Source organism: Pseudidiomarina salilacus (assembly GCF_047323925.1).
Classification (GTDB): domain Bacteria; phylum Pseudomonadota; class Gammaproteobacteria; order Enterobacterales; family Alteromonadaceae; genus Pseudidiomarina; species Pseudidiomarina salilacus.
Genome location: NZ_CP178752.1, coordinates 1 through 24,639 on the forward strand (window position 1 = coordinate 1; position 24,639 = coordinate 24,639).

The window sequence follows — 24,639 nt, forward strand, 5'->3', positions numbered from 1 at the left end:
TTGGCGGCTTCGTTGCCTGCCTCAAGCGTGGGGCGCATTTTAGAGATTTAACTGGCCGCGTCAAGCACCTTTTTGTCATTTTTAGCTGTTTTTTTACTGACTGCTGCTTTGTTGTGCAACACGCATAAAAAAAGCTCGCGAGCTGCGAGCTTTTTGTTCAGATGTATGGAAATCGCGACTACTTCTTCGGGCCGCCTTTACCATTACCCTTACCGCCACCAGTGTCACCGCCATCATCACCACCGGTATCACCGCCATCATCTGTTGAGCCACCACAGCCGTTAGCTGTTAGATAATCAACTGCCGCTTTTGCTTGCACCAAACCATGACCATAAGCATTGTCACGTCCGGTTGCACCCAAATCTTTTGCCGAAGCATGCAAAGCAGCACGAATCTCATCATTAGTACAACTGGTGTGTTGCGACCAAACGAGAGCTGCAACACCAACTATGTGAGGAGTCGCCATCGACGTGCCATCAAAGAATGCCCAGTCACTATCAATAACACTTACCGTTGCAGCGCTACCGAGTTGCGCTAATAATGCCGCACCATCCGTATCTGAAATGCCCACTGCAGGAATAGATGCACTGTAGTCACCCAAAGTACCCAGTAAAGCACCTGCTTCATTGTTATAAACAATAGCAGCGGCACCGCCACCTGCTTCACAGGCTTGTACTTTTTCAGTAAATGAAATGACACCACGCTCAATCAAACAAACCGCGCCACTCGCACCAGCACATGCTTGATCACCGATACCACAATCAACAAGACTGCCCGTGGCCTCAGTTCGGGCCGAGCCATCCATACCATTAGCATCGTAACCAGCACTACCAACCGTCACCGATACTTTTTCACCCATGCCGCGCGGCACGGATGATAATACCGCTACACCAGGTCCGGCCAACTCAACTTGCGATGTTTGCTGCGAGAATGATGCAATGGTTTCGGTGCTATCAACTGCCGCAACCGAAACTACCGAATCGTAAGAAGCTGGATACGAGTCACGTGTGTTGCCGTCATTACCCGCCGCAGCCACACTTAAAACACCAGCACTATTGAGCTGTGCAAAACCGCGTTCCTCAGTCTTGTTGGCGCGACTGCCACCCAAACTCATATTGATGACCTTGGCGCCTTCACTGGCACACTCATCAGCAGCAGCGATGAGCGAAGAGGAATAGGCCCAACCACTAGCGCCGAATACTTTTACGATATGGAGGTCAACATTGCCGTTGGGTAGCACACCTACCACACCATCGCCATTGGCAAGTGCAGCAATGGTGCCAGCAACGTGGGTACCGTGACCATTCTCATCGGTATACCAATTACCAGAGCCACTGTTGAAGCGTCCCGTCACACCATTGGTCGGCAAATCTGGGTGACCAAGGTCATAACCCGAGTCGATAATACAAACCTTGACGGCACCTGCGCCAGCATCGCTGACAAGATCCGCTTGCACTTGTGTAATACCGTACGGCGTACCTGGCTCATATTGTGAACTTAATAAGTAACGTGGTGAGTCTTCTTCTACTAATACAATGTTGGGGTTATTGCGAAGACCATTCAACGCTGCAGCAGGAACCGATACCGCCATGGCATCCAAGTTGCGTAGCTCCAGGTGTTTGTTACCGCCAGCACGTTGCACGACTTTTTCCACTTGCGCTTGGCTACCAGGTTTAAATTGAATGATGACGCGTTCTTTCTCGTTTCCCGCCTGTGCGACAGCACTGCTTACCGCGAGTGCTAAAGCCGCTACAGCAAAACTTGATCGTTTTGCGAAGTGCTTAGACATGTTGTTCACCTTATTATTGTTGTTAAATTAACTTGTTGTTCGACCTGATTATTATGTTTTTCATCGTGCCGAATGAAACATATTGAAACATCTAATAAGATTAATCAATGTACAAATGCAAGGATTTTGTAAAGATACTGATAAGAGACTGAACTAGACTTTTACTGGTTAGCCAGTACAATTCGCGGTCACTTTCGATGCGCCGAATTATGCAGGATTGATATGACCCATTTAGCAGTCACACCGGAACTCTATGAACAACAGTTAGCCGCGAAACAACAGCAACTTGCTCAGTTGCTAAGTCCGTTCACCAGCGCTGAGCTGGAGGTTTTTCGTTCGCCTGTTAAGCACTATCGCATGCGTGCCGAGTTTCGTGTCTGGCACCAAGGTGACGACTTGTACTACATCATGTTCGATCCAGAGACTCGCGAAAGACTCCGCATCGATGAGTTTCCTGCCGGCAGCGCACTGATGAATAAACTGATGCCTGCAATCATAGATTATGTACGTGAGCGCGATGTGCTACGCCGGAAGCTATTTCAGGTAGAGTTTTTAACAACGACATCTGGGCAAGCACTGGTATCGCTCATCTACCATCGCCAACTCGACGACGATTGGCAGGCTGCTGCACAGCAGCTAAAAATGCATTTACAAACATTTGCTGAAGTACATTTGATTGGCCGTGCGAAAAAACAAAAACTGTGTCTCGAGCAAGACTGGGTTATAGAGCAACTTGAGATTGCTGGAACTCGCTATCAATTTCAGCAAATCGAGAATAGCTTCACCCAGCCAAATGCAGCGGTAAACATTCATATGGTTGAATGGGCACTAGCAGCAACTGAGGCTACGGATCACGACTTACTTGAACTCTATTGCGGTAATGGCAACTTCAGCTTGCCTTTAGCGCGAAATTTTCGCCGTGTGCTCGCCACTGAAATCAGTAAAGTCTCAGTTGCTTCAGCTCGCTACAATTGTGAACTAAACGGGATTAACAACGTCACTGTGGTGAGGATGTCAGCCGAAGACTTTAGTGCGGTGATGGAAGGTGAGAAGCAGTCGCGTCGCGCAGCAGAGGCAGACATCGCGAGCTTCGATTGCCAAACAGTGTTGGTTGATCCACCGCGAGCAGGTCTTGATGACGCGACCGTTGAGCTGGTGCGCAACTACTCGCGTATCATTTACATTTCGTGTAATCCAGAAACCTTGGCAGAAAACCTAAAGAAGTTAGCCACAACGCATAAGGTCACGCGTTGCGCGCTGTTCGACCAATTTCCTTACACCCATCACATGGAAGCTGGTGTAATTATTGAAAAGCGTTCGCAGTAGGTAAGGCAGTGACTTGACGGGTCAGCTTTAAGTTGACCCAATGCGCTGCGACAATAAGGCTGGCACCGAGCAGAATAACGAAGGGTTCGCCCACTTCTCCTAAACTATCTTTGTGCCAGTAAATAAAGCCGCCCGCAAACAGCATCAGTAGCGGGTAGAAACGGAAATGTTGGCGCATGCCCATGACCAGAGCAATCAGCCCCACCACTAAACTGGTAGATAAGATAACGCGTTCGAGCAACTCCTCGCCAATGAACGACAGTCCGATCAACGACAGCATCGGTAAAATCACGGGCAGCAACAAGCAGTGCAGCGCACACAAGGTGGTGACCCACATACCTGTCCTATCGAGTGATTTCTGCGTCATTGCTAAAACTCCTAACTACGCGTGTCATTGACTGTTATATTATAACATCACGTAGCGCTCGACAAGTCCGAATAAAATTTATTTTAGTAAAGCCTTAAGCTCGATCAATCGCAAAAGGCAGCACTTGTTCGATCGAGGACGCACCCAACTTGGCCATTAATAAGCGATCAAAGCCTAGCGCAACCCCGGAACATTGAGGGAGACCATGGGTTAACGCAGCTATTAACCGTGGGTCCGCATGCGCCACTGGTTTTCCGAGTTGCAAGCGTCGTTGTTGATCCTGCGTAAAGCGTTGCGCTTGCTGGGCAGCATCGGTAAGTTCCTGATAACCGTTCGCTAATTCGTATCCACCGTAAAACACCTCGAATCGCAAAGCTACGCGGTCATCACTCGGATCAAGCTGGGCTAGAGCAGCCTGCGAGGCTGGATAATGGGTGACAATCAACGGCTGTTGCGGATCCATTGCCGGCTCGACGATACATGCCATCGCCAAATCAAGTAAGATATCGCGGTCCGTTTCCTGCAGCGCTAACTCACGAATACTGGGATACGCTGACAAACTTTGCTGCAGACACTCCACCGCATCATCAGCAAGGGGATCAACCGTTAATGTTTCACGCAACAGTTGCTGATAAGTGATTTGTCGTGGCAGCGGAGCAGCAACACCAACACGAAGCAATTCCACTACTTCATCGATCAACTGCTGCATGGTAAAGCCCACTCGATACCATTCCAGCATCGTAAATTCAGGATTGTGGCGTGGACCCTGTTCATCGTCTCGGAACACTTTTCCCAACTGATAAATACAGCCTGATCCTGCCGCCAATAACCGCTTCATGGCATATTCTGGGGAGGTTTGTAAGTGCAGCGGGACGACATCATGTCGCAGGCTTGAAGTGAGATTGCTGAGGTGTGGGTCAGTGACACCAAAATGTGCGAGGACGGGAGTATCAACCTCCATTACTCCGCGTTCAGCAAAAAAACTCCGAAGTTTCGCAAATAATGCAGCGCGCTCTCGCAAGACCTCGATGGTGGCTGAGGGTTGCCAAGTAGAATCACGCTGCATTAGGGGTCAAATCGCTTGTTTGAAAGCGATTATTTTTGCACGCGCGAAACGTATTCACCGCTACGCGTGTCGACTTTAATGACTTCACCGATTTGTACGAACAATGGTACACGGACAACGGCACCCGTGCTCAAAGTCGCTGGCTTACCGCCAGTTCCGGCAGTATCACCTTTCAAACCAGGGTCGGTTTCCGTGATCTCTAGCTCGACAAAATTAGGTGGTGTCACTGCGATCGGATTACCATTCCACAATGTCAAAGTGCATACGTCTTGCTCGACCAACCATTTGGTCGTTTCACCAACCGCTTTGGCGTCTGCTGCCAGCTGCTCGAAACTATCATTATTCATGAAGTGCCAGAATTCGCCATCGTTATAGAGATACGCCATATCGATGTCGATAACATCTGCACCTTCAACGCTATCGCCTGACTTGAAGGTTTTCTCAACCACTTTACCGCTGATCAATTTACGGATTTTGACACGGTTAAAAGCTTGGCCTTTGCCTGGTTTAACCATTTCGTTTTCAACAATGGCGCAAGGCTCGCCATCTTGCATGATTTTCAAACCAGCTTTAAATTCATTGGTACTGTAGTTCGCCATAAGTTCCTCATCATCCACAGGGTTAGCGATTTCGCGCGCAATAATAAACCATAACGTGGAAGTTTTCAGGTAAAATAATTACACATTGGATCATATTTTAAGGGTTATTCGTGCCAGATGCAGTAGCTTTTTCAGTGCGTGCCGCATGGCAACAAGAACTTGCACAGGCGATTCGCGATCCGTTGCAACTTGGCCAGTTGCTCGACCTCCCTCAGAGCTGGGTCCAACAGCATGCAGGTGCACGGGAGCTGTTTCCGATGATGGTCACCCGTCATTTTGTCAAGCTGATGACGCACGGCGATTGTAACGACCCCTTGCTTAAACAAGTCATGCCGAGTGCGGACGAGTATCTCGAACGGGATGGCTTCGTCGTCGACCCTTTGCAAGAACAAAATAACGAGCATCCCGGTATTCTGCACAAGTATAAATCACGGGTATTGGTGATCTTGCGCGGTGGTTGTGCGATTAATTGTCGCTACTGTTTTCGCCGGCATTTTCCCTATGCCGACCATCATTTCGGTAGCGAGCAACGGCACCAACTACTTGATCTTATTCGCCAAGACGCAGCTATCAATGAAGTGATTTTGAGTGGTGGTGATCCGCTGCTCGCTACCGACGCACAGCTTGATCGCCTGTTGACTGAGCTGGAAAGCTTACCGCAACTGCGCAGAATCCGTATCCATTCACGTTTACCCGTGGTACTACCGAGTCGATTAACCCAGCAGCTCGCCAAACGCCTCGAGCAAAGTCGTTTACAAAGCATTTTGGTATTACACGCCAATCACCCAAATGAAATTGCGACTGAACTCGCGCAGGGACTCGAGTTATGGGCGCGACATGGCATCACCTTGTTGAACCAAAGCGTGTTGTTGCGGGGTGTGAATGACGAAGTCGAGGTGCTAAGTGACCTCAGTGAAAAGCTGTTCGCTGCGCAAGTCTTGCCTTACTACTTACATCAACTCGATGCAGTGAAAGGCGCCAGCCACTTTGCAGTGACTGACGCCGATGCACTCGCTATTGCCGAAGGGCTGCGTGCTGCGTTACCGGGTTTTTTGGTTCCGCGACTCGTTCGCGAGATAGCCGGCGAGCCCAGCAAAACCCCTCTCGAACTCAGTCGGTGTTAAATTGCTCGCGAACCCACTCGCTCATCAAGCGTTTTTCACGGTACAAATTATCACCGCTTGTGCCGTGGATATTGCGTAACGTAGAGGTGCCGTCGGCCAAGTCTTTCAACTTCACCTCTTCACTTTCGGCAAGCACTTTACCAGCACCGTCGGTATAGGTGTAGGCAAAGGTCATGGTCGGATAAGACAAGCTATCTAACACACGGATATAGCCACTCCCCCCCACGCCATAGGTCGGTTCAACGCGACCCGACAAATCGAGATCGGTCATGGTAATCGCTAGTTTATGGTCGCTTGGCAACTTCTCTCCGAGCTCTTGCCAGTGTTTGGTGAGATTTTCCATAATACGATTTTGGAAGCGCTCTTGAATGTCGCTTACCGCCTCAATATCGCGGTAATCATCAACATTTTTCCACTCGACTTTTACTTCAGCTGCTACCGCAGCTTGAGTCATTAACGCCGCAGCGACAGCTAAACCTAATTTATGTAGCTTTTTCATCGAACACCTCCTGTTCAGTCATGTACTTATAAGATGCCGCAAACTGCTTAAATGTGACATAAAAAAAAGCGGCTTTCCGAGGAGAACCGCTTTTTCGCTTACTTTAGCAAGGCTGGCTTACATCATGCCGCCCATGCCACCCATACCGCCCATGTCTGGAGCAGCTGGTTCATCTTTTGGTAACTCTGCGACCATTGCTTCGGTCGTAATCATCAGAGCGGCAACAGATGCTGCGAACTGGAGTGCTGAGCGGGTCACTTTGGTTGGATCCAAGATACCCATTTCAAGCATGTCGCCGTAAGTGTCGTTACCAGCGTTGTAACCGTAGTTACCTTCACCATTCTTCACGTTGTTAGCGACAACTGAGCCTTCAGCACCAGCGTTAGTGGCGATTTGACGCAGTGGAGCTTCCATGGCGCGCAGTGCCAATTTGATACCAACGTTTTGCTCTTCGTTGTCACCACGCAGGTCGCCTAGTTTGCTTGCAGCGCGCACTAGAGCCACACCACCACCAGGGACAACACCTTCTTCGACTGCAGCACGAGTTGCATGCAACGCGTCTTCAACGCGCGCTTTCTTCTCTTTCATTTCCATTTCGGTAGCAGCACCGACTTTGATAACTGCAACACCGCCAGCAAGTTTCGCTAAGCGCTCTTGGAGCTTCTCTTTGTCGTAGTCAGATGAAGTGTCTTCGATTTGCTGACGAATCTGCGCTACACGGCCTTCGATCGCTGCTTGGTCGCCGCTACCATCTACGACGGTAGTGTTATCTTTGTTGATAACGACACGCTTCGCAGTACCGAGGTCTTCTAGCTGTGCTTTCTCTAGTTCCATACCGATTTCTTCAGAAATCACGGTACCACCGGTCAACACTGCGATGTCTTGCAGCATTGCTTTGCGGCGGTCGCCAAAGCCTGGCGCTTTCACTGCAGCCACTTTCACGATGCCACGCATGTTGTTGACAACCAAGGTCGCAAGGGCTTCACCTTCAACGTCTTCAGCAATAATCAACAAAGGCTTGCCGGATTTGGCAACGCCTTCAAGCGCTGGCAGCAATTCACGGATGTTTGAGATTTTTTTATCAACCAACAAGATGTAAGGGCTGTCGAGTTCGACGGTGCCGTTTTCTTGGTTGTTGATGAAGTAAGGTGACAAGTAGCCACGGTCAAACTGCATACCTTCAACAACGTCAAGCTCGTCATGAAGTGCTTGGCCTTCTTCGACGGTAATAACACCTTCGTTACCCACTTTTTCCATCGCTTTAGCAATGATTTCGCCAATAGTGCTGTCAGAGTTGGCTGAAATGGTACCTACTTGGGCAATTGCTTTGTTGTTGTCGCATGGTTGCGATAACTTTTTCAGTTCTTCAACTGCGGCAATAACTGCTTTGTCGATACCGCGTTTCAGGTCCATCGGGTTCATGCCCGCGGCAACTGCTTTCAAACCTTCGTTGACAATCGACTGCGCCAATACGGTAGCGGTAGTGGTTCCGTCACCCGCTTCGTCGTTTGCTTTTGACGCAACTTCTTTCACCATTTGTGCGCCCATGTTCTCGAACTTGTCTTCAAGTTCGATTTCTTTCGCTACCGAGACACCGTCTTTGGTGATCACAGGTGCGCCAAATGACTTTTCTAACACTACGTTACGGCCTTTCGGGCCAAGCGTTACTTTGACTGCGTCAGCAAGAACGTTAACGCCCTTGAGCATGCGCTGGCGTGCAGTATTGCCAAATTTTACTTCTTTAGCTGCCATGTTCGTTATCCTCTTTTGAAACTGTTTAAGTCCGCTTAACCTTCAACGACTGCCAGAATGTCTGACTCGCTCATGATTAAGTATTCCTCACCGTCGATTTTTTGGGTTTTCACACCGTAACCATCGTTGAACAACACTGTGTCGCCGACTTTTACGTCTAAAGGCTTCACATCACCATTGTCCAAGATGCGGCCGTTACCGACAGCAACGATTTCACCGCGAGTTGACTTCTCTGCAGCAGAACCGGTCAACACGATACCTCCGGCTGATTTAGTTTCTGCTTCCGAACGTTTAATGATCACGCGATCATGTAAAGGACGAAGTTTCATCTTTGATAACTCCTACACCTATTGTGGGTTGATAACTTACCCTTGTACTTAAGCACAAGGGCTGTTAAAAAAGTTGTGCCACAGTTATGGGGGGCAAATTTCCGAACTCAAGGCTTTTCGCAAAAATTTTTTTAAGGATGTCGGCAAATGAGCACTGACTTTCAAATGGTTTTGTGTAGCTGTCCAGATAAAGGCACCGCCAAAGCGATTGCTGAAAAGCTCTTGCGCGCTCGCCTCGCTGCTTGTGTTAACATTAGCAGCCCTACTACGTCGATGTACTGGTGGGATGATCACATTCATAGTGACGAAGAAGTGATGCTCGCAATTAAAACCACCACAAACCAGCTTGAAACGTTGTTTGCCATGGTGCAAGAAGCGCATCCTTATGAAGTTGCAGAGCTTATCGCACTACCAATTCAAGCGGGTAGTGAAGCCTATTTAAACTGGATTCGAGAGGTAACCGGTTAATGTCACGTCGTTTCGCAGGTTTGTTGTCCTGCTTAGTGCTATCTTTTGGTTTGCTAGCCGGCAGCGTAGCCCCTACAAGTGTCGCGCAAGATTTTGCGAGTGGCAGTGCTGACCCGTTTGCGCAGGACCAGTTCTTGCCCGTCGACCAAGCCTTTCAACTTGATTTTCGCCAACAAGAACAGCAACTCACTATTCAATTCGACATTGCCGATGGTTATTACCTGTATCAACACCGTTTTGGCTTTTCCGATAATGTAGCGCTCACCGAACAGGTCACCTTGCCTGCTGGCGAATCACACTATGATGAGTTTTTCGGCGAGTCCATTATTTATCGCGATAGTGTCAGTATCACCTTGCAGCTTGCCAACAGCGCTGCGCAGGAACTGACCCTGAGTTATCAAGGATGCGCTGATGCGGGTTTGTGCTACCCACCGACCAGCGTATCCATCCCGATTAATGCGGTGACGAGTGCCAGTGGTGCAGCTGTTGCGAGCAGCGCACCACAAGTTGCAATCGATTTTGAACAAGTCACGCAAAATAGCCAACAAACCACTTCAGGATTGTTTGCGCAACTAAACGAACAACCACTGGTGTGGGTTTTGGGAATTTTTCTGGTCGCCGGTATTGGCTTGGCATTTACCCCTTGCGTACTGCCCATGTACCCGATTTTGTCGGCCATTATTATGGGTTCAAACGGCGAACAAATGCCGACCAGGCGGGCATTTTCGCTCTCGTTTGTCTATGTCCAGGGCATGGCGCTGACCTACTCGGCTCTCGGTATTGTGGTCGCGCTTGCGGGACTACGTTTTCAAGCCATGCTGCAACATCCCATTATTTTGATCGTACTTGCCGTGTTATTTGTGTTGCTGGCATTAAGTATGCTCGGCCTCTACACCCTGCAACTACCGAGCAAATGGCAAAATTATCTCAATGACATTCAGCAGCAACAGCGCGGCGGTGCACACCGCAGCGTCTTTGCAATGGGCGCCTTGTCGGGCTTAATTGCATCGCCCTGTACCACCGCACCTTTATCCGGTGCATTGTTGTTTATTGCCCAAACCGGCGATATCGCGGTGGGCGCAAGTGTGCTGTATGCGCTTAGTTTGGGCATGGGCATTCCACTAATTCTATTCGGCGTCACTGGGGGCAAACTGCTACCTAAAGCTGGGGCCTGGATGAACGTGGTGAAACGCGTTTTTGGCGTGGTACTGCTTGCTGTCGCAGTCTTGTTTATCGAACGCTTATTACCGCTGGCCGTGGCCGATTGGTTATGGGTCGTGTTCTTATCGCTCAGCGGGCTGTATTTAATTAGCTCGACCTTGCGTGATATTGAAGGCGGGGCTGCAGTTTTACTCAGTGGCGTTTGGTTGGCGTTAGCCGCATGGTTACTGGTGCTGTGGTGGCCACAGGGCGCGCATGAAAAACTGCCCTTTTCACAAGTCACCAGCGTCGCCGAAATCGAACAACAGCTCGCAGCAGCTGAGCCACAACAATTAGTGATGCTCGATCTTTATGCCGATTGGTGTGTCGCCTGCAAAGAATTCGAACGCTACACTTTTAGCGATCCTGCGGTACAGCAAGCGCTCAGTGATGCCTTGGTGTTGCAGGCCGACGTCACCGCCAATAATGCGACCAATCGTGCGCTGCTAGAGGAATACCAAGTGCTTGGCTTGCCAACGATTTTGTTTTTTCAAGATGGCGAGCTGCTAGCACAAGCTCGCATCGCTGGCTTCTTAGCAGCTGACGACTTTGTGGAGCACCTAGAGCAACTTGAGGTAACGCAAAGTCTGCCGTGATCTTCGGTGATAAGACCAGTATTTTGCTGCGTTTTGAGCTTTTTTATCTATAATGGCTAACGACTATCAAAAATAAGCCGGTTGCTTGGCGAATAATTGAACTTTTCGTCAAACAATGCAACAAACAGATAACTTCGCTACAGTTCGCAGCATAATGACCGAAAATACGCAGAAAAAATTCAGAATCTTGCTTTTAAACGGGCCTAACCTCAATTTATTGGGGCAGCGTGAGCCGGAAATCTATGGCTCGCAAACACTCGCGCATATTGAAAGCGAACTGCGCCGCAAGGCTGAAGCTTTGGGTGTCACCCTCGACTGCCGGCAGTCAAATGCCGAGTACGAACTTATTGACTGGGTGCAAGAAGCCGCAACCAGCAAAGTCGATTATGTCATTATCAATCCGGCCGCCTATACCCATACCAGTGTTGCTCTGCGCGATGCACTGGCCGGTGTCGGTGTGCCCTTTATCGAAGTTCATTTGTCCAATATTCATGCCCGTGAAAGCTTTCGCCGGCATTCCTATTTAGCCGACCTTGCCGTCGGCGTCATCTGCGGATTAGGTGCACACGGCTATGAACTAGCCTTGCAAGCCGCAGTCTCACAATTACGACAACGCCACAATAACTAACGCATAGAGCATGGGGTCAAACTAGATCATGGATATTCGTAAAATTAAAAAGCTGATCGAACTGGTCGAAGAGTCAGGCATCGCTGAACTAGAAATTACTGAAGGCGAAGAATCAGTACGCATTCATCGTGGTGGCGCGCATGCAGCACCAATGCATTATCAAGCTGCACCAATGCAAATGGCTCAAGCGCCAGCTCCAGCTGCTCCAGCCCCTGCGCCAGCAGCGGCAGAACCAGCAGCTGAACCTGAGCTCTCTGGTCACATCGTTCGTTCACCAATGGTTGGTACTTTCTACGCAGCCCCTGCGCCTGGCGCTAGCGATTTCGTGTCAGTTGGTCAACAAGTGAAAGCCGGCGACACCCTTTGCATCGTTGAAGCAATGAAAATGATGAACCAAATCGAAGCCGATAAAGGCGGTGTAGTGAAGCAAATCTTGGTTGAAAACGGCGAACCTGTTGAGTTCGATCAGCCACTCTTCATCATCGAATAAATGCATCGAAACAGGACATTATCATGTTAGATAAGGTTGTCATTGCAAACCGCGGCGAAATTGCGTTGCGCGTCTTACGTGCATGCAAAGAGCTCGGTATTAAAACTGTTGCGGTGCACTCAACTGTGGATCGCAATCTCAAGCATGTGTTGCTTGCCGATGAATCGATTTGTATCGGTAACGCGCCGGCTGGTGAAAGCTATTTGAATATTCCGCGCATCATTAGTGCTGCAGAAATCACCGACGCCGCCGCTATTCACCCAGGCTATGGCTTTTTGTCAGAAAACGCTGATTTCGCTGAGCAAGTAGAAAACTCTGGCTTTATCTTCGTTGGTCCGACAGCTGATGTCATTCGACTCATGGGCGACAAAGTTTCCGCCATCGAAGCGATGAAGAAAGCTGGCGTTCCATGTGTTCCAGGTTCAGGTGGTCCACTTGATGACGATGATGAGAAGAACCTAAAGATTGCCAAGCGTATTGGCTATCCGATTATCGTGAAAGCCGCTGGTGGCGGCGGTGGCCGCGGCATGCGCGTGGTGCGCAAAGAAGAAGAATTGTTGCGTGCCATCAGTACCACCAAAGCAGAAGCAGGTGCGGCTTTTAACAACTCGACGGTGTACATGGAGAAATTCTTAGAAAATCCACGTCACGTTGAGATTCAGGTGTTGGCTGACGGCCAGGGTAACGCCGTCTATTTGGGTGAGCGCGACTGTTCAATGCAGCGCCGCCACCAAAAAGTAGTGGAAGAGGCTCCAGCGCCGGGTATTACCGCAGAAATGCGTAAGTACATTGGCGAGCGCTGTGTGAAAGCCTGTTTGGAGATCAATTACCGCGGTGCGGGTACCTTCGAATTCTTATATGAGAACGGTGAATTCTACTTCATCGAAATGAATACGCGGATTCAGGTTGAGCACCCGGTCACTGAAATGATCACCGGTATCGACCTGATCAAAGAGCAGCTGCGTATTGCTGCGGGTCGTCAGTTGTCGTTTTCACAAGAAGATGTGGTCATTCGTGGCCATGCGATCGAATGTCGTATCAATGCCGAAGATCCGAACACCTTTATGCCATCGCCTGGTTTGATCACGCGTTTTCATCCGCCGGGTGGCTTTGGTGTACGTTGGGAATCACATGTCTATGCAGACTATGCGGTACCACCGAACTACGACTCTATGATCGGTAAGCTCATCACCTATGGCGAAAACCGAGATGTCGCAATTGCCCGTATGAAAAATGCCCTCGGCGAATTGATTATTGAAGGCATCAAAACCAACGTGCCATTGCAAAAAGACATCATGGCCGACGAAAACTTCCAGCATGGTGGTACCAATATCCACTACTTGGAGAAGAAACTTGGTATGGGTGGTCATTAAACTCAATGGCTTGGATTCAACTTACCGTTGCAGCACCTGAAAAGCATGCGCCCCTTGTGGGCGACATGCTACAAGGTAATGGTGCACTCGCAGTAACCTATCGTGACGCGCAAGATAACCCTATTTTTGAGCCGCCTTTGGGCGAAGTGCTCTACTGGCAAGAAACCTTGGTGACCGGCTTGTTTCCAGCCGAGACCGATCTCAAACCAGTACTTGAGAACCTGCAGAAATCACGCTTCTTTGACGAAGGTTTTAACTACAAAACTGACCAACTCGAAGACAAAGACTGGGAACGCGAATGGATGGATAACTTCCATCCCATTCAATTTGGTGAACGCTTGTGGGTTTGTCCTAGTTGGCGCGAAATCCCTGAACCTGACGCTGTCAATTTAATGCTCGACCCGGGCATGGCCTTTGGCACCGGCACGCATCCAACAACAGCCCTGTGTTTGCGTTGGCTCGATGGTCAAGACCTGCGCGGTAAAACCGTGGTGGATTTTGGTTGTGGCTCAGGCATTTTAGCCATTGCCGCACTTTTACTGGGTGCCGAACGAGCCATTGGCATTGATATCGACCAACAAGCACTGATTGCTAGTCGCGATAACGCTGAGCGTAACGGGGTCGCGGAGCGACTTGAAGTCTATTTACCAAGCCAGCAACCGAGCTTGCAAGCAGATGTGGTGCTGGCAAATGTTCTCGCCGGACCGTTACAAGACCTTGCCGAGGTCATCCAAGCTTTTGTAGGACCGCAAGGCCAGTTGGTGATGTCAGGCATCCTTGAACGCCAAATCGATGCCGTACAGGCTACTTACAGTGCAAACTTCGATTTTAGCCCTGCGCAAGTGCAGGCCGAATGGGTAATGCTGCACGCCAAGCGTAAACAGTAGATTGTCACACAATTGTCAAGAGTAAAAAGTACAAAAAAGGCGGCTTTTGTACAATGATTAGCCTTTTCTTTCGCCGCCATTTTGCCTAAAATTTCCGACCCTTGAGTTGAACAGTTTTTAACCGATGCGGATCGGACCCTATCAGTTAGATAATCCAGTCATTCTTGCACCCATGGCGGGTGTGACCGACTTACCCTTTCGCCAGCTTTGTATGGAGCTTGGTGCAGGGCTAACAGTGTCTGAAATGCTGTCGAGCAACCCGCGTGTGTGGCAAACGAAGAAGTCACAAACACGCATGGGACACGCCGATGAACCGGGTATTAAGGCTGTTCAAATCGCTGGCTGCGAACCTGAGTTGATGGCGCATGCCGCCCAGCACAATGTGGCAAATGGCGCGCAGATTATCGACATCAACATGGGCTGCCCAGCGAAGAAGGTGAATAAAAAACTTGCCGGCTCCGCACTATTACAATACCCCGAGTTAGTGTCAGAGATATTACACGCGGTGGTCAATGCAGTAAGTGTGCCGGTAACGTTAAAGATTCGTACAGGGTGGGATCCCGATCATCGCAATGGTGTAGAGATTGCGCAGCTTGCGGAGCAAGCTGGCATTCAAGCATTAGCAGTGCATGGTCGAACTCGCGCTTGTATGTTTAAAGGGACTGCGGAATTCGACACGATTCGTGCAATCAAACAGGCGGTATCAATTCCTGTGATTGCGAACGGCGATATTCGTAACCCAGAAAAGGCCAAAGCCGTATTGGACTATACTGGCGCCGACGCCATCATGATTGGCCGCGGTGCACAGGGAAATCCATGGCTGTTTCGCGAAATTGCCCATTTTTTGGCAACCGGCGAGCACTTGGCAAAACCAAACGCAACTGAAGTGCGCCGTGTGGTTTGCGATCATGTTCGTAAACTACATCAACATTACGGCGAATTTAGTGGCGTGCGGATAGCTCGAAAACACGTTGGTTGGTACTTACAAGAGCAACAACCAGCAAGCGAATTTCGCCGACACTTTGTGGCTATTGAGAATGCCGATGAGCAACTCGAAGCCTTGGCGACGTTTTTCAATCAGTAAACTAAGAAGAGATAGAGCGCACCTATGTTTGATCAAAACGCTAATCGTGACCGTGTGTCACCTTTCACCACGATCGGTAACAACGCCCAGCCAAAACCGCTGCGCGACTCAGTTAAGCAAGCTATGAACTCGTTCCTCAAGCAACTCGACGGACAAGATCCAGAAGAATTGTACGAGTTGGTGCTCGCTGAGGTCGAGGCGCCGCTGCTGGAAGAGGTCATGACCTACACGCGCGGTAATCAAACCCGTGCAGCCACCATGCTCGGCATCAACCGTGGCACGCTGCGCAAAAAATTGAAAAAGTACGGCATGAACTAATTGCCCCAAAAAGAGCACCTTGTGTGCTCTTTTTTTGTTTTTAAACACTTGTTTTATTGCTTTACAACTCTTGCTGACAACGGTGATTATTATGGCAAACCGACCTATTCAACGCGCCCTTTTAAGTGTTTCTGACAAAACTGGCATCATCGAATTTGCACAAGCGCTCGTGCAACGTGGTGTTCAAATCCTCTCCACCGGCGGCACCGCCAAACTGCTACGCGAACATAGCATCGCGGTGACCGACGTATCGGAGCACACCGGACAGCCAGAAATCATGGATGGTCGCGTAAAGACTCTACATCCCAAAATTCACGGTGGTATTTTGGGCCGTCGGGGGCAGGATGATGAAGTCATGCAAGCACAAGATATCGCGCCGATCGATATGGTTGTGGTGAACCTGTATCCTTTTGCGAAAACGGTTGCCGATCCGAACTGCTCGCAGCAAGATGCGGTCGAAAATATTGATATTGGCGGGCCTACCATGGTACGCGCAGCCGCCAAGAATCACGAAGACGTGACCATTGTGGTTAACGCCCATGATTATGATCGTGTGATTGCCGAAATGGATGCGCATCACAACAGCGTGACTTTCGAAACACGCTTTGATCTGGCGATTCGCGCATTTGAGCATACCGCACAGTACGATGGCATGATAGCCAATTACTTCGGTGCACGCTTACCCCAGCAAGAGAGCAAATTCCCGCGTACATTCAATAGCCAATTCGAAAAAAAGCAAGACTTACGCTATGGCGAAAACAGTCATCAGCAGGCAGCCTTCTACGTCGAAGCGCAACCGCACGAAGCATCGGTTGCCACGGCTCAACAACTGCAGGGTAAAGAGCTCAGCTTCAATAACATCGCTGACACGGATGCTGCACTTGAGTGCGTGAAATCTTTTGCTGAACCTGCCTGTGTGATCGTCAAGCATGCGAATCCATGCGGTGTGGCACTCGGTGAAAGCATTCTTGAAGCCTATGATCGCGCCTTCAAAACTGACCCGACGTCGGCATTTGGCGGCATCATAGCGTTCAACCGCGAACTTGATGAAGCGACTGCAAAAGCCATCATTGACCGTCAATTTGTCGAAGTCATCATCGCGCCCAGCGTGAGTGAAGCCGCACACCAAGTGGTTGCCACCAAAGGCAATGTGCGTTTGCTTGCTTGTGGGCAGTGGCCAGCTGAACGTACGCCAAGCTTTGACTTTAAGCGCGTGAACGGTGGCCTCTTGGTCCAAGACAATGATTTGGGTCAGATCACTGAAACTGATTTGCGGGTGGTGAGCAAAGCTCAGCCAAGCGCCGAGCAGTTACGCGACTTGTTGTTCTGCTGGAAGGTTGCGAAATTTGTCAAATCAAATGCCATTGTTTACGCCAAAGACAGCATGACCATTGGCGTCGGCGCAGGCCAAATGAGCCGCGTTTACAGTGCGAAAATCGCTGGTATCAAAGCCGCTGACGAGCAACTTGAAGTAGCCGGTAGTGTGATGGCATCAGATGCGTTCTTCCCGTTCCGCGATGGCATCGACGCTGCAGCTGCTGCGGGTATCAAAGCCATTATTCAACCGGGCGGTTCGATTCGTGACGACGAAATTATTGCGGCGGCAGACGAGCATGGTATAGCTATGGTCTTCACCGGAATGCGTCATTTCCGTCATTAATATTGCCGAGAAGGCTTCCTCCGACTAGGATTAAACACAATCTAATGACAGGAGAAGTAAAACAATGAAAACCTTAATGACTTCTTTGCTTGTTGCGACCAGTAGTTTACTGCTGGTTGCTTGTAGTGAACCTAGCAGCACATCAACTTCGACCGAGACTGCCGCCAGTGGCATGACCCTAGAACAGGCGGTCAATGACAACCCAACCCGTTCGGCAAACAATTTAACGCGGGATGCTTTTCGTAATCCGATCGAAACACTGCGCTTTTTTGAAGTTGAAAACGACATGACCGTCGTTGAAATATGGCCAGGCGGTGGCTGGTACACTGAAATCTTGGCGCCCTATTTAAAAGATCAGGGTACCTTGTATGCAGCACACTTTCCGCAGTCAGCAACGCGTGATTACTACATTAATTCACGTCAACAGTTTGTCGAGCGCGTCGCGACTGATGAAGCCTTTAGCGCTATCGTGGTAACTGAATTTGCACCAGGAGAGGCCACCGAAATTGCACCTGCAGGAACTGCAGATCGCGTACTAACCTTCCGGAATCTGCACAACTGGTACATGAATGGTGGAGTGGAAGCAATTGAGGCTGCATTTGGCCAATTTTACACAGCTTTAAAACCCGGCGGTATTTTAGGCGTAGTAGATCACCGCTTACCAGAAGCGCGTCCTGATACCCACATGGATAGCTCTGGTTACATGAAGCAAAGCCTCGCTATTGCCGCAGCCGAAGCTGCCGGCTTTGAATTTGTTGGTGCCAGTGAAGTCAATAGCAACTCAGAAGACAGCGCTGACCACCCTCGGGGTGTATGGACTTTGCCTCCAACCCTTGGCTTAGGTGAAGAAAACCGCGCTATGTATGAAGAAATTGGTGAGAGCGATCGGTTCACACTGAAGTTTAGAAAACCTGAAAATTCATCCAACGAATAAACAAGAGAGTCGGAATCGACATGAATGTACTTGTGATTGGCGGCGGCGGCCGTGAACATGCACTAGCATGGAAAGCGGCACAGTCGCCGTTAGTTGAAACTGTTTTTGTAGCCCCCGGTAATGCTGGAACTGCGAACGAGCTTAGTATCGAGAATATCGCAATTGCTGCGGATGACTTAGATGGCTTGCTTAAATTCGCCCAAGAGAACAGCGTTGGCCTTACTATTGTGGGTCCAGAAGCACCGCTCGTGGCGGGCGTGGTTGATCGCTTTCGCGCTGCGGGTCTCAAAATCTTCGGCCCAACCCAAGGAGCCGCACAACTTGAAGGATCGAAAGCATTTAGCAAGGACTTCTTAGCACGTCACCAGATCCCAACCGCAGCTTACGGTACCTTCACCGATAGTACAAAGGCGAAAGCTTATGTTGCCGCGCAGGGAACGCCAATTGTCATTAAAGCCGACGGCTTGGCCGCAGGTAAAGGCGTTATTATTGCACAAACTGAAGCTGAGGCTTTCGCGGCTATCGACGATATGCTTGCTGGTAACCGTTTCGGTGAAGCCGGCAGCCGCGTGGTGATTGAAGAATTCTTAGAGGGCGAAGAAGCCAGCTTTATTGTTATGGTCGATGGCGAAACGGCACTTGCGTTTGCCAGCAGCCAAGACCATAAAGCCCGCGACAACGGCGATAAAGGTCCTAACACCGGCGGTATGGGCGCGTACACACCTGCGCCAGTGGTGACGCCAGACGTGCACAACTGGGTGATGGATCATGTCATCACCCCTACAGTTAAGGGTATGGCGGCGGAGGGGCATCCTTACACTGGCTTCCTCTATGCCGGTTTAATGATCGCTCCTGATGGCACCGCCAAAGTGCTTGAGTTCAATTGCCGCTTTGGCGACCCAGAAACACAACCGATCATGATGCGTCTGCAATCAGACCTAGTTGAATTGTGTTTAGCAGCCTGTAACGGCAAGCTCGATGACCATGTTATCGACTTTGACCCACGAGCCACTGTAGGCGTTGTGATGGCTGCCGGAGGTTATCCTGATAGTTATGCAAAAGGCAAAGTGATTAGCGGTCTGGGTGAGGCTGATACCAACGACACCAAAGTATTTCATGCGGGTACCAAGCGACTGGAAAACGGTGATATTGTTACCGCTGGAGGACGCGTCCTCTGTGTAACAGCGATTGCCGACAGCGTCAGTCTAGCGCAGCAAAAAGCTTATGCTGGTGTGAGTAAAATCACTTGGGAAGACGTTTATTACCGCACCGATATCGCGCATCGCGCAATTCAACGGGAACGCGGCTAAGCGCAAACTCCTTCTGCTTAGTTCACAAATAAAAACGCCGCATTGAATGCGGCGTTTTTGTCTTTAATCTTCGACAACTAAATCGTCGTCATCACCACCGGCAATCTCAAAAGAGTCATCGGTGTAACGGCTACGACCGTACATACTGCCGACTTTCGGGCGGTTAATACGCGCTTGGTACTTCGACCAGGCTTTCTCTAACTGTGTTTCAGCAGCTTTTTCGCCACGCGCAACAGCTATCAACGATTGCTCCTCGGCTGACATCGGCTCTAACTCGCCGTTGACCAATGCCGCAACCAAGCTGCCATGAGTGCTCAAAAGTTCGCTTTCGCGGATAGAAAAGTCGCCTGAACGGGCGAATCCATACGGATAGTTTTTGAAGTCGTTAAACGGCTTCTTACTTATTTGATCACGGTTGATAGTAGTCATTGTGTGCCTTCCTCCAGACCTACAACTCAAGGAAAAATCGTTCGCCTCTTGCGACACTGACGATATAGAGGCGAACGGCACCGTTGTCAATAAATTTTTCGCTTTTTTGCGAATTAATCACATTAGAATCGTATATTGAGAGCGACACGAACATGGCGACCGGCTTGTGCCAAAATCGGTAAAACCGGATCATCCACTGGATAGTTACCCACTTGGCTCGCAACCCAATATTGGCGATCGGCTAGGTTGTAAACCCCAAAGCCTACCTGCCATTCTGGCAGCGGATACCATTGGCTAATCCAATCCAGCGTGGCATAACCGGGAGCCGCAAATAGCGCCTCATCGTCAGCAGAGATTAACTGCCGTTGGCCTCGTTGCGCCTGCAGCACCAAGCGTGAACCCCAATTTCCACTTGCAGCACTGTACATCAGCTCGGCATGCAATTTCGGCGGACTCACAGTTGCGAGTTCTGCGCCTGTGGTTTTATCCTCGCTACGGGTATACTCGAGCCAGATATCGCTTTGCCACTGACGGTGCCATTGCTGTTGCCAGCTCAATTCCAAGCCTTCAATGGTGACTTCATCGCGATTGATAGACTGGAAAATGAGCAGTTGTCGCACTGGATCAAAACCAAGTGACGCACGACTTTCGATAAAATCACTATAACTGTTATGAAATGCGGTAACTTGCCATTGCTGCCGCGCGGTACGCCAACGCAACCCAGTTTCGAAGGTGTAACCGCGCTCTGGCTTGAGATCCGGATTAGCGATGGCTAGCACTCGAAATTGCGGATAAAACAAGCCCACATTGACATCAGCAAAGGGTGGCGCGCGATAACCACGAGCATACTGTGCAAACCACTCAGCACTGTCACTTAACGGCAACAAGAGTCCCAGTTTTGGTAGCCACGCAGAATGGGTTAAGTCAGTAACTTCGGTGTTGGGGTAACGCTCAACAAACAGCGCATCATTTAAGGTACTCAGTTCATAACGCTCATAACGCACGCCTGGACTCATGCGTAGCCCATCGTCCCACAACTCAAGTTCGTCATGGATATAAAAACCAAGCTCATCGACGTTACTGCGCGGAAAATCACGTAATGGGAAAGATTCGCCAAGTAACGTTTTGGTCAATGATTGCTCTACCCGATTGAACTGCCACGCATCTCGCTCATCCCAGACTTCGGCACGACTGACTTCAAAGCCGTAGCCCAAGCGATGCTGCCAGCCAAACGCTTGGACATCTTTTTCTAAATCCGCAGCCAAGCCATATTGGCTAAAGTCATAGCGAAAACCGCGAAAAATGTCGACCGGCTGTGGCAATAGCTCGCGCTCTTCAAAGGAATTCTGACGCGTATCCGCATGTTGCCAAAACAAACGCCACTCGCCGCGATCAGCATAGCTCGTTCGATCTGGTTGGAAGCGCAGTATTGCACGCCACTCAGAACGCTCATCATCGCCAGTAAGCGATGTAGTTGCCGCGAGTCGGCCACTACCTAAACCATGACGAATCGAACTGTCACGCGTCTCACGCAGCGCATCAAAGCTCACTTGCCAAACGCCATGATGGGTATCAGCTTGCCACTTTAGCAAGGCACCGGTTTGGCGAATCGAAACCGCATCGCGAGTTTGTGATGTTGTACCTGCTGCCGCGATTTCATCCCGCCACTGCGCCGCACCGGCTAGCACCAGTTGCTGGTTGCCATCGCTAAAAGCAGTTGCCACGCGACCGTAGGCACGCTCGGCGTCTGAGGCGCCACCGAGGCGAACTCGTGTGCCGGTATTGACATCGCTGAGCACATCTTCAGCATCGAGGGTATGAATCGCAACGACACCACCAAGAGCATCGCTTCCGTATAAAGTAGAAGCCGGCCCGCGCAAGATCTCAACGCGGTTGGCCAAACCAAGGTCAAGCAGTCCGCGCCCAGTATCCGAAAAAGAACCGACCGCGAACCGGTCGGCAATCGCAACTTGGTCTACGACGACGGCGGTGCGATTACCACCAATACCGCGGATACGAAAGCCACTGTTGCCAAAACGACTACTGCTATCATCAAGTTCGACTCCCATTTCGTAGCGAACCAAATCCGCCGCATTAAAAACTAAATTCTTGCTCAATTCGTCATCGCTAATAACGCTCACGGTGCCGGCAACTTCAGACATATCTCGTGGTTGGCGATGGGCGACGACAGTAATCACTTCATCTGGAATAACAGTTGCTTGCGTTGCCTCGGTTTGTTGGGCGACGGCTACTGATGTAGCCGTCGCACCGAGCGTTGCAACGCAGGCCATCCATAGCCTGGCGTAAGTTCGCTGCATTAATACACCTCGTTGCGAGTGTTGTAGTTGTTAAACTTGCCAGTAGGGGTGACGATTTTTTCGCCCTTAATGACATGCTTCAGCTTGCGCGTTTTATCATCAACAATCACGATAGCTGACTCTTCTTCCATTCCCGACCAAACGGAGAACCAAACTTCATCGCCGGCCATGTTGTACTCTGGCTGGACGATACGTTTTGGACCTGGACCCAGGTCAGCCCACTCAGCGATCGGTAGTACTTCGTAGCCAGCGTCCAAGTCATTGATGTCGAACACTGCAACAGATTGCGCAATGTCAGACTCTGGATGCAACGGGGTATCAACCCACAAGTTGGTAGATTTCGGATGGGTTTTGATAAACAACGAGCCACCACCCTGTCCTTCGAGTATTCGCGCAACTTTAAAGGCTTGTTCCGGGTGTCCCTCAGGGTCAGTACCAATCAAAGTGATATTGGCATTACCTAAGGCACTTGTTGCCCATACTGGACCATGCTCTGGATCAACGAAGTTCGCGCCACGACCTGGATGCGGAATACGTTCCACCGGAATCAAAGCTTCCAGCTCGCGCTCCAACGCATCGACTACAGCGATGGTGTCGTTCTCGTTTGCCGCAGTAAAGAAATAGCGACCGGAACGATCCCAGCCACCGTCATGCAAGAACGGCGCCGCATCAATAGTGGTGACCTGCAGATTGTCGATATCAGAGTAGTTCACCAACTTGATTTGGCCGGTTTCTTTGACGTTGACGATAAACTCGGGATGTTTATGGGAACCCACAATTGCCGCAACCCGAGGTTCTGGGTGATACTCTTGCGTATCCACAGTCATGCCACGTGTTGACACGATCTTGTGTGGCTCAAGGGTTTGTCCGTCCATCAATACGTAATGCGGTGGCCAATACGCGCCAGCAATCGCGATTTTATCTTCGTAACCTTTGTAACGTGAATTCTCGACTGAACGCGCTTCAAGACCAATTTTGATCTCAGCAACCACTTGCGGAGGGAACATATACAAGTCAATCAGGTCAATTTTGCCGTCGCGACCAATGGTGGTGAAATAGCGACCTGAGCTCGAAGCACGCGAAATATGCACCGCATAGCCAGTTTCGACATAGTTCAATACTTCTTTGCTGTCACCATCAATAATCGCTACTTGACCGGCGTCACGCAGCGTCACCGCAAACATGTTATCAACGTCATAATCATGCTGCGGCTCAGTTGGACGATCTTCTGGCGCAACGTGGACTTCCCAACTTGCCATCATTTCTGGCATGCCCCACTCAGGAGGTGTCGGTGGCTCGTGTTGGATAAAGCGCGCCATCATATCGACTTCGGCGTCACTCAACTCACCTGAAGTCCCCCAGTTCGGCATACCACCTGGTGAACCATAGTTAATCAGTGCTTTTAAGTAGTCAGTGCCTTTTTTCTGCGTAATATCAGGCGTTAACGGTAAGCCCGTTGCACCTTTGCGTAAAACACCGTGGCAGCCAGCACAACGTTGGAAATAAATTTCCTGTGCTTGGGCAAATTCATCTTCGGTCATGCTCGGAGCACCGGGCGTGACAACTTGCTTCGCATTTTCAATGGCCGATGGTGCGCCCTTGTATTTCATTTCTGAAGCAGTCGCACCTGAGTGTGGTTTACCTCCGGCACGGTCTTTTAGACCCAGTTCAACGCGAACGTCCTCAACATCATCTTCGTCAACTTCAGCACCGCTGTTACCCCAGCTTGAAAGCACGTAGTTGGTAATATTAGCAACCACTTCATCGCTCAAATGTTGCATTGGTGGCATCATTGCATTGTAGGCCTGACCATTAACTTCAAGCGGCCCTGACTTACCTTGCAAAATGGTGGTGATCACATAGTTCGGATTACCATTAACATTGGGATTGTTTGCTAACGGAGGAAAGGCTCCCGGTAACCCAGCACCTGTCGCTTGGTGACAGGCCTGGCAATTTGCTGAATAGTCGTCTTTGCCATCATCGGCAAGTACGGTCTGCGGTTGAAAAGTAAAGAAGAGAGCAGTCAGCCCACAACATACAGCTAGTGGGGATAACCGCCCTTGGTGATGCTTTATCGATTCAGTTGTCATCTT

Annotated in this window: 23 protein-coding genes; 13 read left to right on the plus strand and 10 right to left on the minus strand. The window is 50.0% G+C overall.

The features are described from left to right. Positions 1-178: 178 nt before the first annotated feature. On the minus strand, positions 179-1,789 hold the full coding sequence (locus ACJ8W9_RS09625; protein ID WP_411360953.1) for a S8 family serine peptidase: 1,611 nt from the start codon (positions 1,787-1,789) through the stop codon (positions 179-181). Between the two features lie 222 nt (positions 1,790-2,011). On the opposite strand from ACJ8W9_RS09625, the gene trmA reads away from it, so the two are divergent. Further along, positions 2,012-3,115, plus strand: coding sequence for a tRNA (uridine(54)-C5)-methyltransferase TrmA (gene trmA, locus ACJ8W9_RS09630; RefSeq protein ID WP_411359628.1), 1,104 nt, complete (start codon positions 2,012-2,014; stop codon positions 3,113-3,115). Here trmA and ACJ8W9_RS09635 read toward each other — a convergent pair. The 3 genes from ACJ8W9_RS09635 to efp all read right to left on the minus strand — a co-directional run bounded on the left by ACJ8W9_RS09635 (position 3,093) and on the right by efp (position 5,147). Next, positions 3,093-3,482, minus strand: a complete 390-nt coding sequence (locus ACJ8W9_RS09635; protein WP_034731127.1) for a MerC domain-containing protein — start codon at positions 3,480-3,482, stop codon at positions 3,093-3,095. The genes trmA and ACJ8W9_RS09635 overlap by 23 nt on opposite strands. 94 nt (positions 3,483-3,576) lie before the next feature. Continuing rightward, positions 3,577-4,548: an elongation factor P--(R)-beta-lysine ligase gene (gene epmA, locus ACJ8W9_RS09640; RefSeq protein ID WP_411359627.1), complete on the minus strand. Its 972-nt coding sequence runs from the start codon at positions 4,546-4,548 to the stop codon at positions 3,577-3,579. Positions 4,549-4,577: 29 nt separating this feature from the next. Continuing rightward, positions 4,578-5,147, minus strand: coding sequence for an elongation factor P (gene efp / locus ACJ8W9_RS09645; protein ID WP_034731119.1), 570 nt, complete (start codon positions 5,145-5,147; stop codon positions 4,578-4,580). 110 nt (positions 5,148-5,257) lie between these two features. Between efp and epmB the strand changes: the two genes are divergently transcribed. Continuing rightward, positions 5,258-6,271, plus strand: a complete 1,014-nt coding sequence (gene epmB / locus ACJ8W9_RS09650) for an EF-P beta-lysylation protein EpmB (protein ID WP_411359626.1) — start codon at positions 5,258-5,260, stop codon at positions 6,269-6,271. Here epmB and ACJ8W9_RS09655 read toward each other — a convergent pair. The 3 genes from ACJ8W9_RS09655 to ACJ8W9_RS09665 form a co-directional block, all read right to left on the minus strand. Further along, a complete protein-coding gene (locus tag ACJ8W9_RS09655; protein WP_411359625.1) occupies positions 6,258-6,770 on the minus strand; it encodes a DUF3016 domain-containing protein in 513 nt (170 codons plus the stop codon). The genes epmB and ACJ8W9_RS09655 overlap by 14 nt on opposite strands. Before the next feature lie 117 nt (positions 6,771-6,887). Beyond that, the gene (gene groL, locus ACJ8W9_RS09660; RefSeq protein WP_411359624.1) at positions 6,888-8,522 is read right to left on the minus strand and encodes a chaperonin GroEL; all 1,635 of its coding nucleotides are present in this window, start codon (positions 8,520-8,522) and stop codon (positions 6,888-6,890) included. 35 nt (positions 8,523-8,557) lie between these two features. Further along, positions 8,558-8,851, minus strand: coding sequence for a co-chaperone GroES (locus ACJ8W9_RS09665; protein WP_034731107.1), 294 nt, complete (start codon positions 8,849-8,851; stop codon positions 8,558-8,560). 147 nt (positions 8,852-8,998) lie between these two features. On the opposite strand from ACJ8W9_RS09665, the gene cutA reads away from it, so the two are divergent. The 11 genes from cutA (at position 8,999) to purD (ending at position 19,799) form a co-directional block, all read left to right on the plus strand. Next, a complete protein-coding gene (gene cutA, locus ACJ8W9_RS09670; RefSeq protein ID WP_411359623.1) occupies positions 8,999-9,319 on the plus strand; it encodes a divalent-cation tolerance protein CutA in 321 nt (106 codons plus the stop codon). Further along, positions 9,319-11,115 carry a protein-disulfide reductase DsbD gene (locus tag ACJ8W9_RS09675; protein ID WP_411359622.1) on the plus strand — a complete coding sequence of 599 codons (1,797 nt, stop codon included), beginning with the start codon at positions 9,319-9,321 and terminating at the stop codon, positions 11,113-11,115. The genes cutA and ACJ8W9_RS09675 overlap by 1 nt, the downstream gene beginning before the upstream one ends. Positions 11,116-11,269: 154 nt before the next feature. Further along, positions 11,270-11,743: a type II 3-dehydroquinate dehydratase gene (gene aroQ, locus ACJ8W9_RS09680; protein ID WP_411359621.1), complete on the plus strand. Its 474-nt coding sequence runs from the start codon at positions 11,270-11,272 to the stop codon at positions 11,741-11,743. 28 nt (positions 11,744-11,771) lie between these two features. Further along, on the plus strand, positions 11,772-12,233 hold the full coding sequence (gene accB, locus ACJ8W9_RS09685; protein ID WP_411359620.1) for an acetyl-CoA carboxylase biotin carboxyl carrier protein: 462 nt from the start codon (positions 11,772-11,774) through the stop codon (positions 12,231-12,233). A 23-nt stretch (positions 12,234-12,256) separates the two neighbouring features. Continuing rightward, on the plus strand, positions 12,257-13,606 hold the full coding sequence (gene accC / locus ACJ8W9_RS09690) for an acetyl-CoA carboxylase biotin carboxylase subunit (RefSeq protein ID WP_411359619.1): 1,350 nt from the start codon (positions 12,257-12,259) through the stop codon (positions 13,604-13,606). Positions 13,607-13,611: 5 nt separating this feature from the next. Further along, positions 13,612-14,493: a 50S ribosomal protein L11 methyltransferase gene (gene prmA / locus ACJ8W9_RS09695; RefSeq protein WP_411360954.1), complete on the plus strand. Its 882-nt coding sequence runs from the start codon at positions 13,612-13,614 to the stop codon at positions 14,491-14,493. A gap of 124 nt (positions 14,494-14,617) precedes the next feature. After that, positions 14,618-15,577 (plus strand): tRNA dihydrouridine synthase DusB, encoded by a 960-nt coding sequence (gene dusB, locus ACJ8W9_RS09700; RefSeq protein WP_411359617.1) that lies wholly within the window; start codon positions 14,618-14,620, stop codon positions 15,575-15,577. 24 nt (positions 15,578-15,601) lie between these two features. Next, positions 15,602-15,895 (plus strand): DNA-binding transcriptional regulator Fis, encoded by a 294-nt coding sequence (gene fis, locus ACJ8W9_RS09705; protein ID WP_034731080.1) that lies wholly within the window; start codon positions 15,602-15,604, stop codon positions 15,893-15,895. 91 nt (positions 15,896-15,986) lie between these two features. Then, positions 15,987-17,555, plus strand: a complete 1,569-nt coding sequence (gene purH / locus ACJ8W9_RS09710) for a bifunctional phosphoribosylaminoimidazolecarboxamide formyltransferase/IMP cyclohydrolase (RefSeq protein WP_413694487.1) — start codon at positions 15,987-15,989, stop codon at positions 17,553-17,555. Between the two features lie 64 nt (positions 17,556-17,619). After that, positions 17,620-18,489, plus strand: coding sequence for a class I SAM-dependent methyltransferase (locus ACJ8W9_RS09715; RefSeq protein ID WP_411359616.1), 870 nt, complete (start codon positions 17,620-17,622; stop codon positions 18,487-18,489). 20 nt (positions 18,490-18,509) lie between these two features. Then, positions 18,510-19,799: a phosphoribosylamine--glycine ligase gene (purD, locus tag ACJ8W9_RS09720; protein WP_411360955.1), complete on the plus strand. Its 1,290-nt coding sequence runs from the start codon at positions 18,510-18,512 to the stop codon at positions 19,797-19,799. Between the two features lie 63 nt (positions 19,800-19,862). Here purD and maoP read toward each other — a convergent pair whose 3' ends face one another. From maoP to ACJ8W9_RS09735, 3 genes are all read right to left on the minus strand, one after another. Further along, positions 19,863-20,228 (minus strand): DUF413 domain-containing protein, encoded by a 366-nt coding sequence (gene maoP / locus ACJ8W9_RS09725; protein WP_411359614.1) that lies wholly within the window; start codon positions 20,226-20,228, stop codon positions 19,863-19,865. 122 nt (positions 20,229-20,350) lie between these two features. Further along, positions 20,351-22,546: a TonB-dependent receptor domain-containing protein gene (locus ACJ8W9_RS09730; protein ID WP_411360956.1), complete on the minus strand. Its 2,196-nt coding sequence runs from the start codon at positions 22,544-22,546 to the stop codon at positions 20,351-20,353. After that, on the minus strand, positions 22,546-24,636 hold the full coding sequence (locus ACJ8W9_RS09735) for a cytochrome D1 domain-containing protein (RefSeq protein WP_411360957.1): 2,091 nt from the start codon (positions 24,634-24,636) through the stop codon (positions 22,546-22,548). Before ACJ8W9_RS09735 ends, ACJ8W9_RS09730 begins: the two co-directional genes overlap by 1 nt. Positions 24,637-24,639: the final 3 nt, after the last annotated feature.

What these genes read in the sequence shown, in the direction of transcription:
- ACJ8W9_RS09625 (WP_411360953.1), bottom strand. Translation starts at nt 1,789, where the DNA reads ATGTCTAAGCACTTCGCAAAACGATCAAGTTTTGCTGTAGCGGCTTTA.
- trmA (WP_411359628.1), top strand. Translation starts at nt 2,012, where the DNA reads ATGACCCATTTAGCAGTCACACCGGAACTCTATGAACAACAGTTAGCC.
- ACJ8W9_RS09635 (WP_034731127.1), bottom strand. Translation starts at nt 3,482, where the DNA reads ATGACGCAGAAATCACTCGATAGGACAGGTATGTGGGTCACCACCTTG.
- epmA (WP_411359627.1), bottom strand. Translation starts at nt 4,548, where the DNA reads ATGCAGCGTGATTCTACTTGGCAACCCTCAGCCACCATCGAGGTCTTG.
- efp (WP_034731119.1), bottom strand. Translation starts at nt 5,147, where the DNA reads ATGGCGAACTACAGTACCAATGAATTTAAAGCTGGTTTGAAAATCATG.
- ACJ8W9_RS09655 (WP_411359625.1), bottom strand. Translation starts at nt 6,770, where the DNA reads ATGAAAAAGCTACATAAATTAGGTTTAGCTGTCGCTGCGGCGTTAATG.
- groL (WP_411359624.1), bottom strand. Translation starts at nt 8,522, where the DNA reads ATGGCAGCTAAAGAAGTAAAATTTGGCAATACTGCACGCCAGCGCATG.
- ACJ8W9_RS09665 (WP_034731107.1), bottom strand. Translation starts at nt 8,851, where the DNA reads ATGAAACTTCGTCCTTTACATGATCGCGTGATCATTAAACGTTCGGAA.
- cutA (WP_411359623.1), top strand. Translation starts at nt 8,999, where the DNA reads ATGAGCACTGACTTTCAAATGGTTTTGTGTAGCTGTCCAGATAAAGGC.
- ACJ8W9_RS09675 (WP_411359622.1), top strand. Translation starts at nt 9,319, where the DNA reads ATGTCACGTCGTTTCGCAGGTTTGTTGTCCTGCTTAGTGCTATCTTTT.
- aroQ (WP_411359621.1), top strand. Translation starts at nt 11,270, where the DNA reads ATGACCGAAAATACGCAGAAAAAATTCAGAATCTTGCTTTTAAACGGG.
- accB (WP_411359620.1), top strand. Translation starts at nt 11,772, where the DNA reads ATGGATATTCGTAAAATTAAAAAGCTGATCGAACTGGTCGAAGAGTCA.
- accC (WP_411359619.1), top strand. Translation starts at nt 12,257, where the DNA reads ATGTTAGATAAGGTTGTCATTGCAAACCGCGGCGAAATTGCGTTGCGC.
- prmA (WP_411360954.1), top strand. Translation starts at nt 13,612, where the DNA reads ATGGCTTGGATTCAACTTACCGTTGCAGCACCTGAAAAGCATGCGCCC.
- dusB (WP_411359617.1), top strand. Translation starts at nt 14,618, where the DNA reads ATGCGGATCGGACCCTATCAGTTAGATAATCCAGTCATTCTTGCACCC.
- fis (WP_034731080.1), top strand. Translation starts at nt 15,602, where the DNA reads ATGTTTGATCAAAACGCTAATCGTGACCGTGTGTCACCTTTCACCACG.
- purH (WP_413694487.1), top strand. Translation starts at nt 15,987, where the DNA reads ATGGCAAACCGACCTATTCAACGCGCCCTTTTAAGTGTTTCTGACAAA.
- ACJ8W9_RS09715 (WP_411359616.1), top strand. Translation starts at nt 17,620, where the DNA reads ATGAAAACCTTAATGACTTCTTTGCTTGTTGCGACCAGTAGTTTACTG.
- purD (WP_411360955.1), top strand. Translation starts at nt 18,510, where the DNA reads ATGAATGTACTTGTGATTGGCGGCGGCGGCCGTGAACATGCACTAGCA.
- maoP (WP_411359614.1), bottom strand. Translation starts at nt 20,228, where the DNA reads ATGACTACTATCAACCGTGATCAAATAAGTAAGAAGCCGTTTAACGAC.
- ACJ8W9_RS09730 (WP_411360956.1), bottom strand. Translation starts at nt 22,546, where the DNA reads ATGCAGCGAACTTACGCCAGGCTATGGATGGCCTGCGTTGCAACGCTC.
- ACJ8W9_RS09735 (WP_411360957.1), bottom strand. Translation starts at nt 24,636, where the DNA reads ATGACAACTGAATCGATAAAGCATCACCAAGGGCGGTTATCCCCACTA.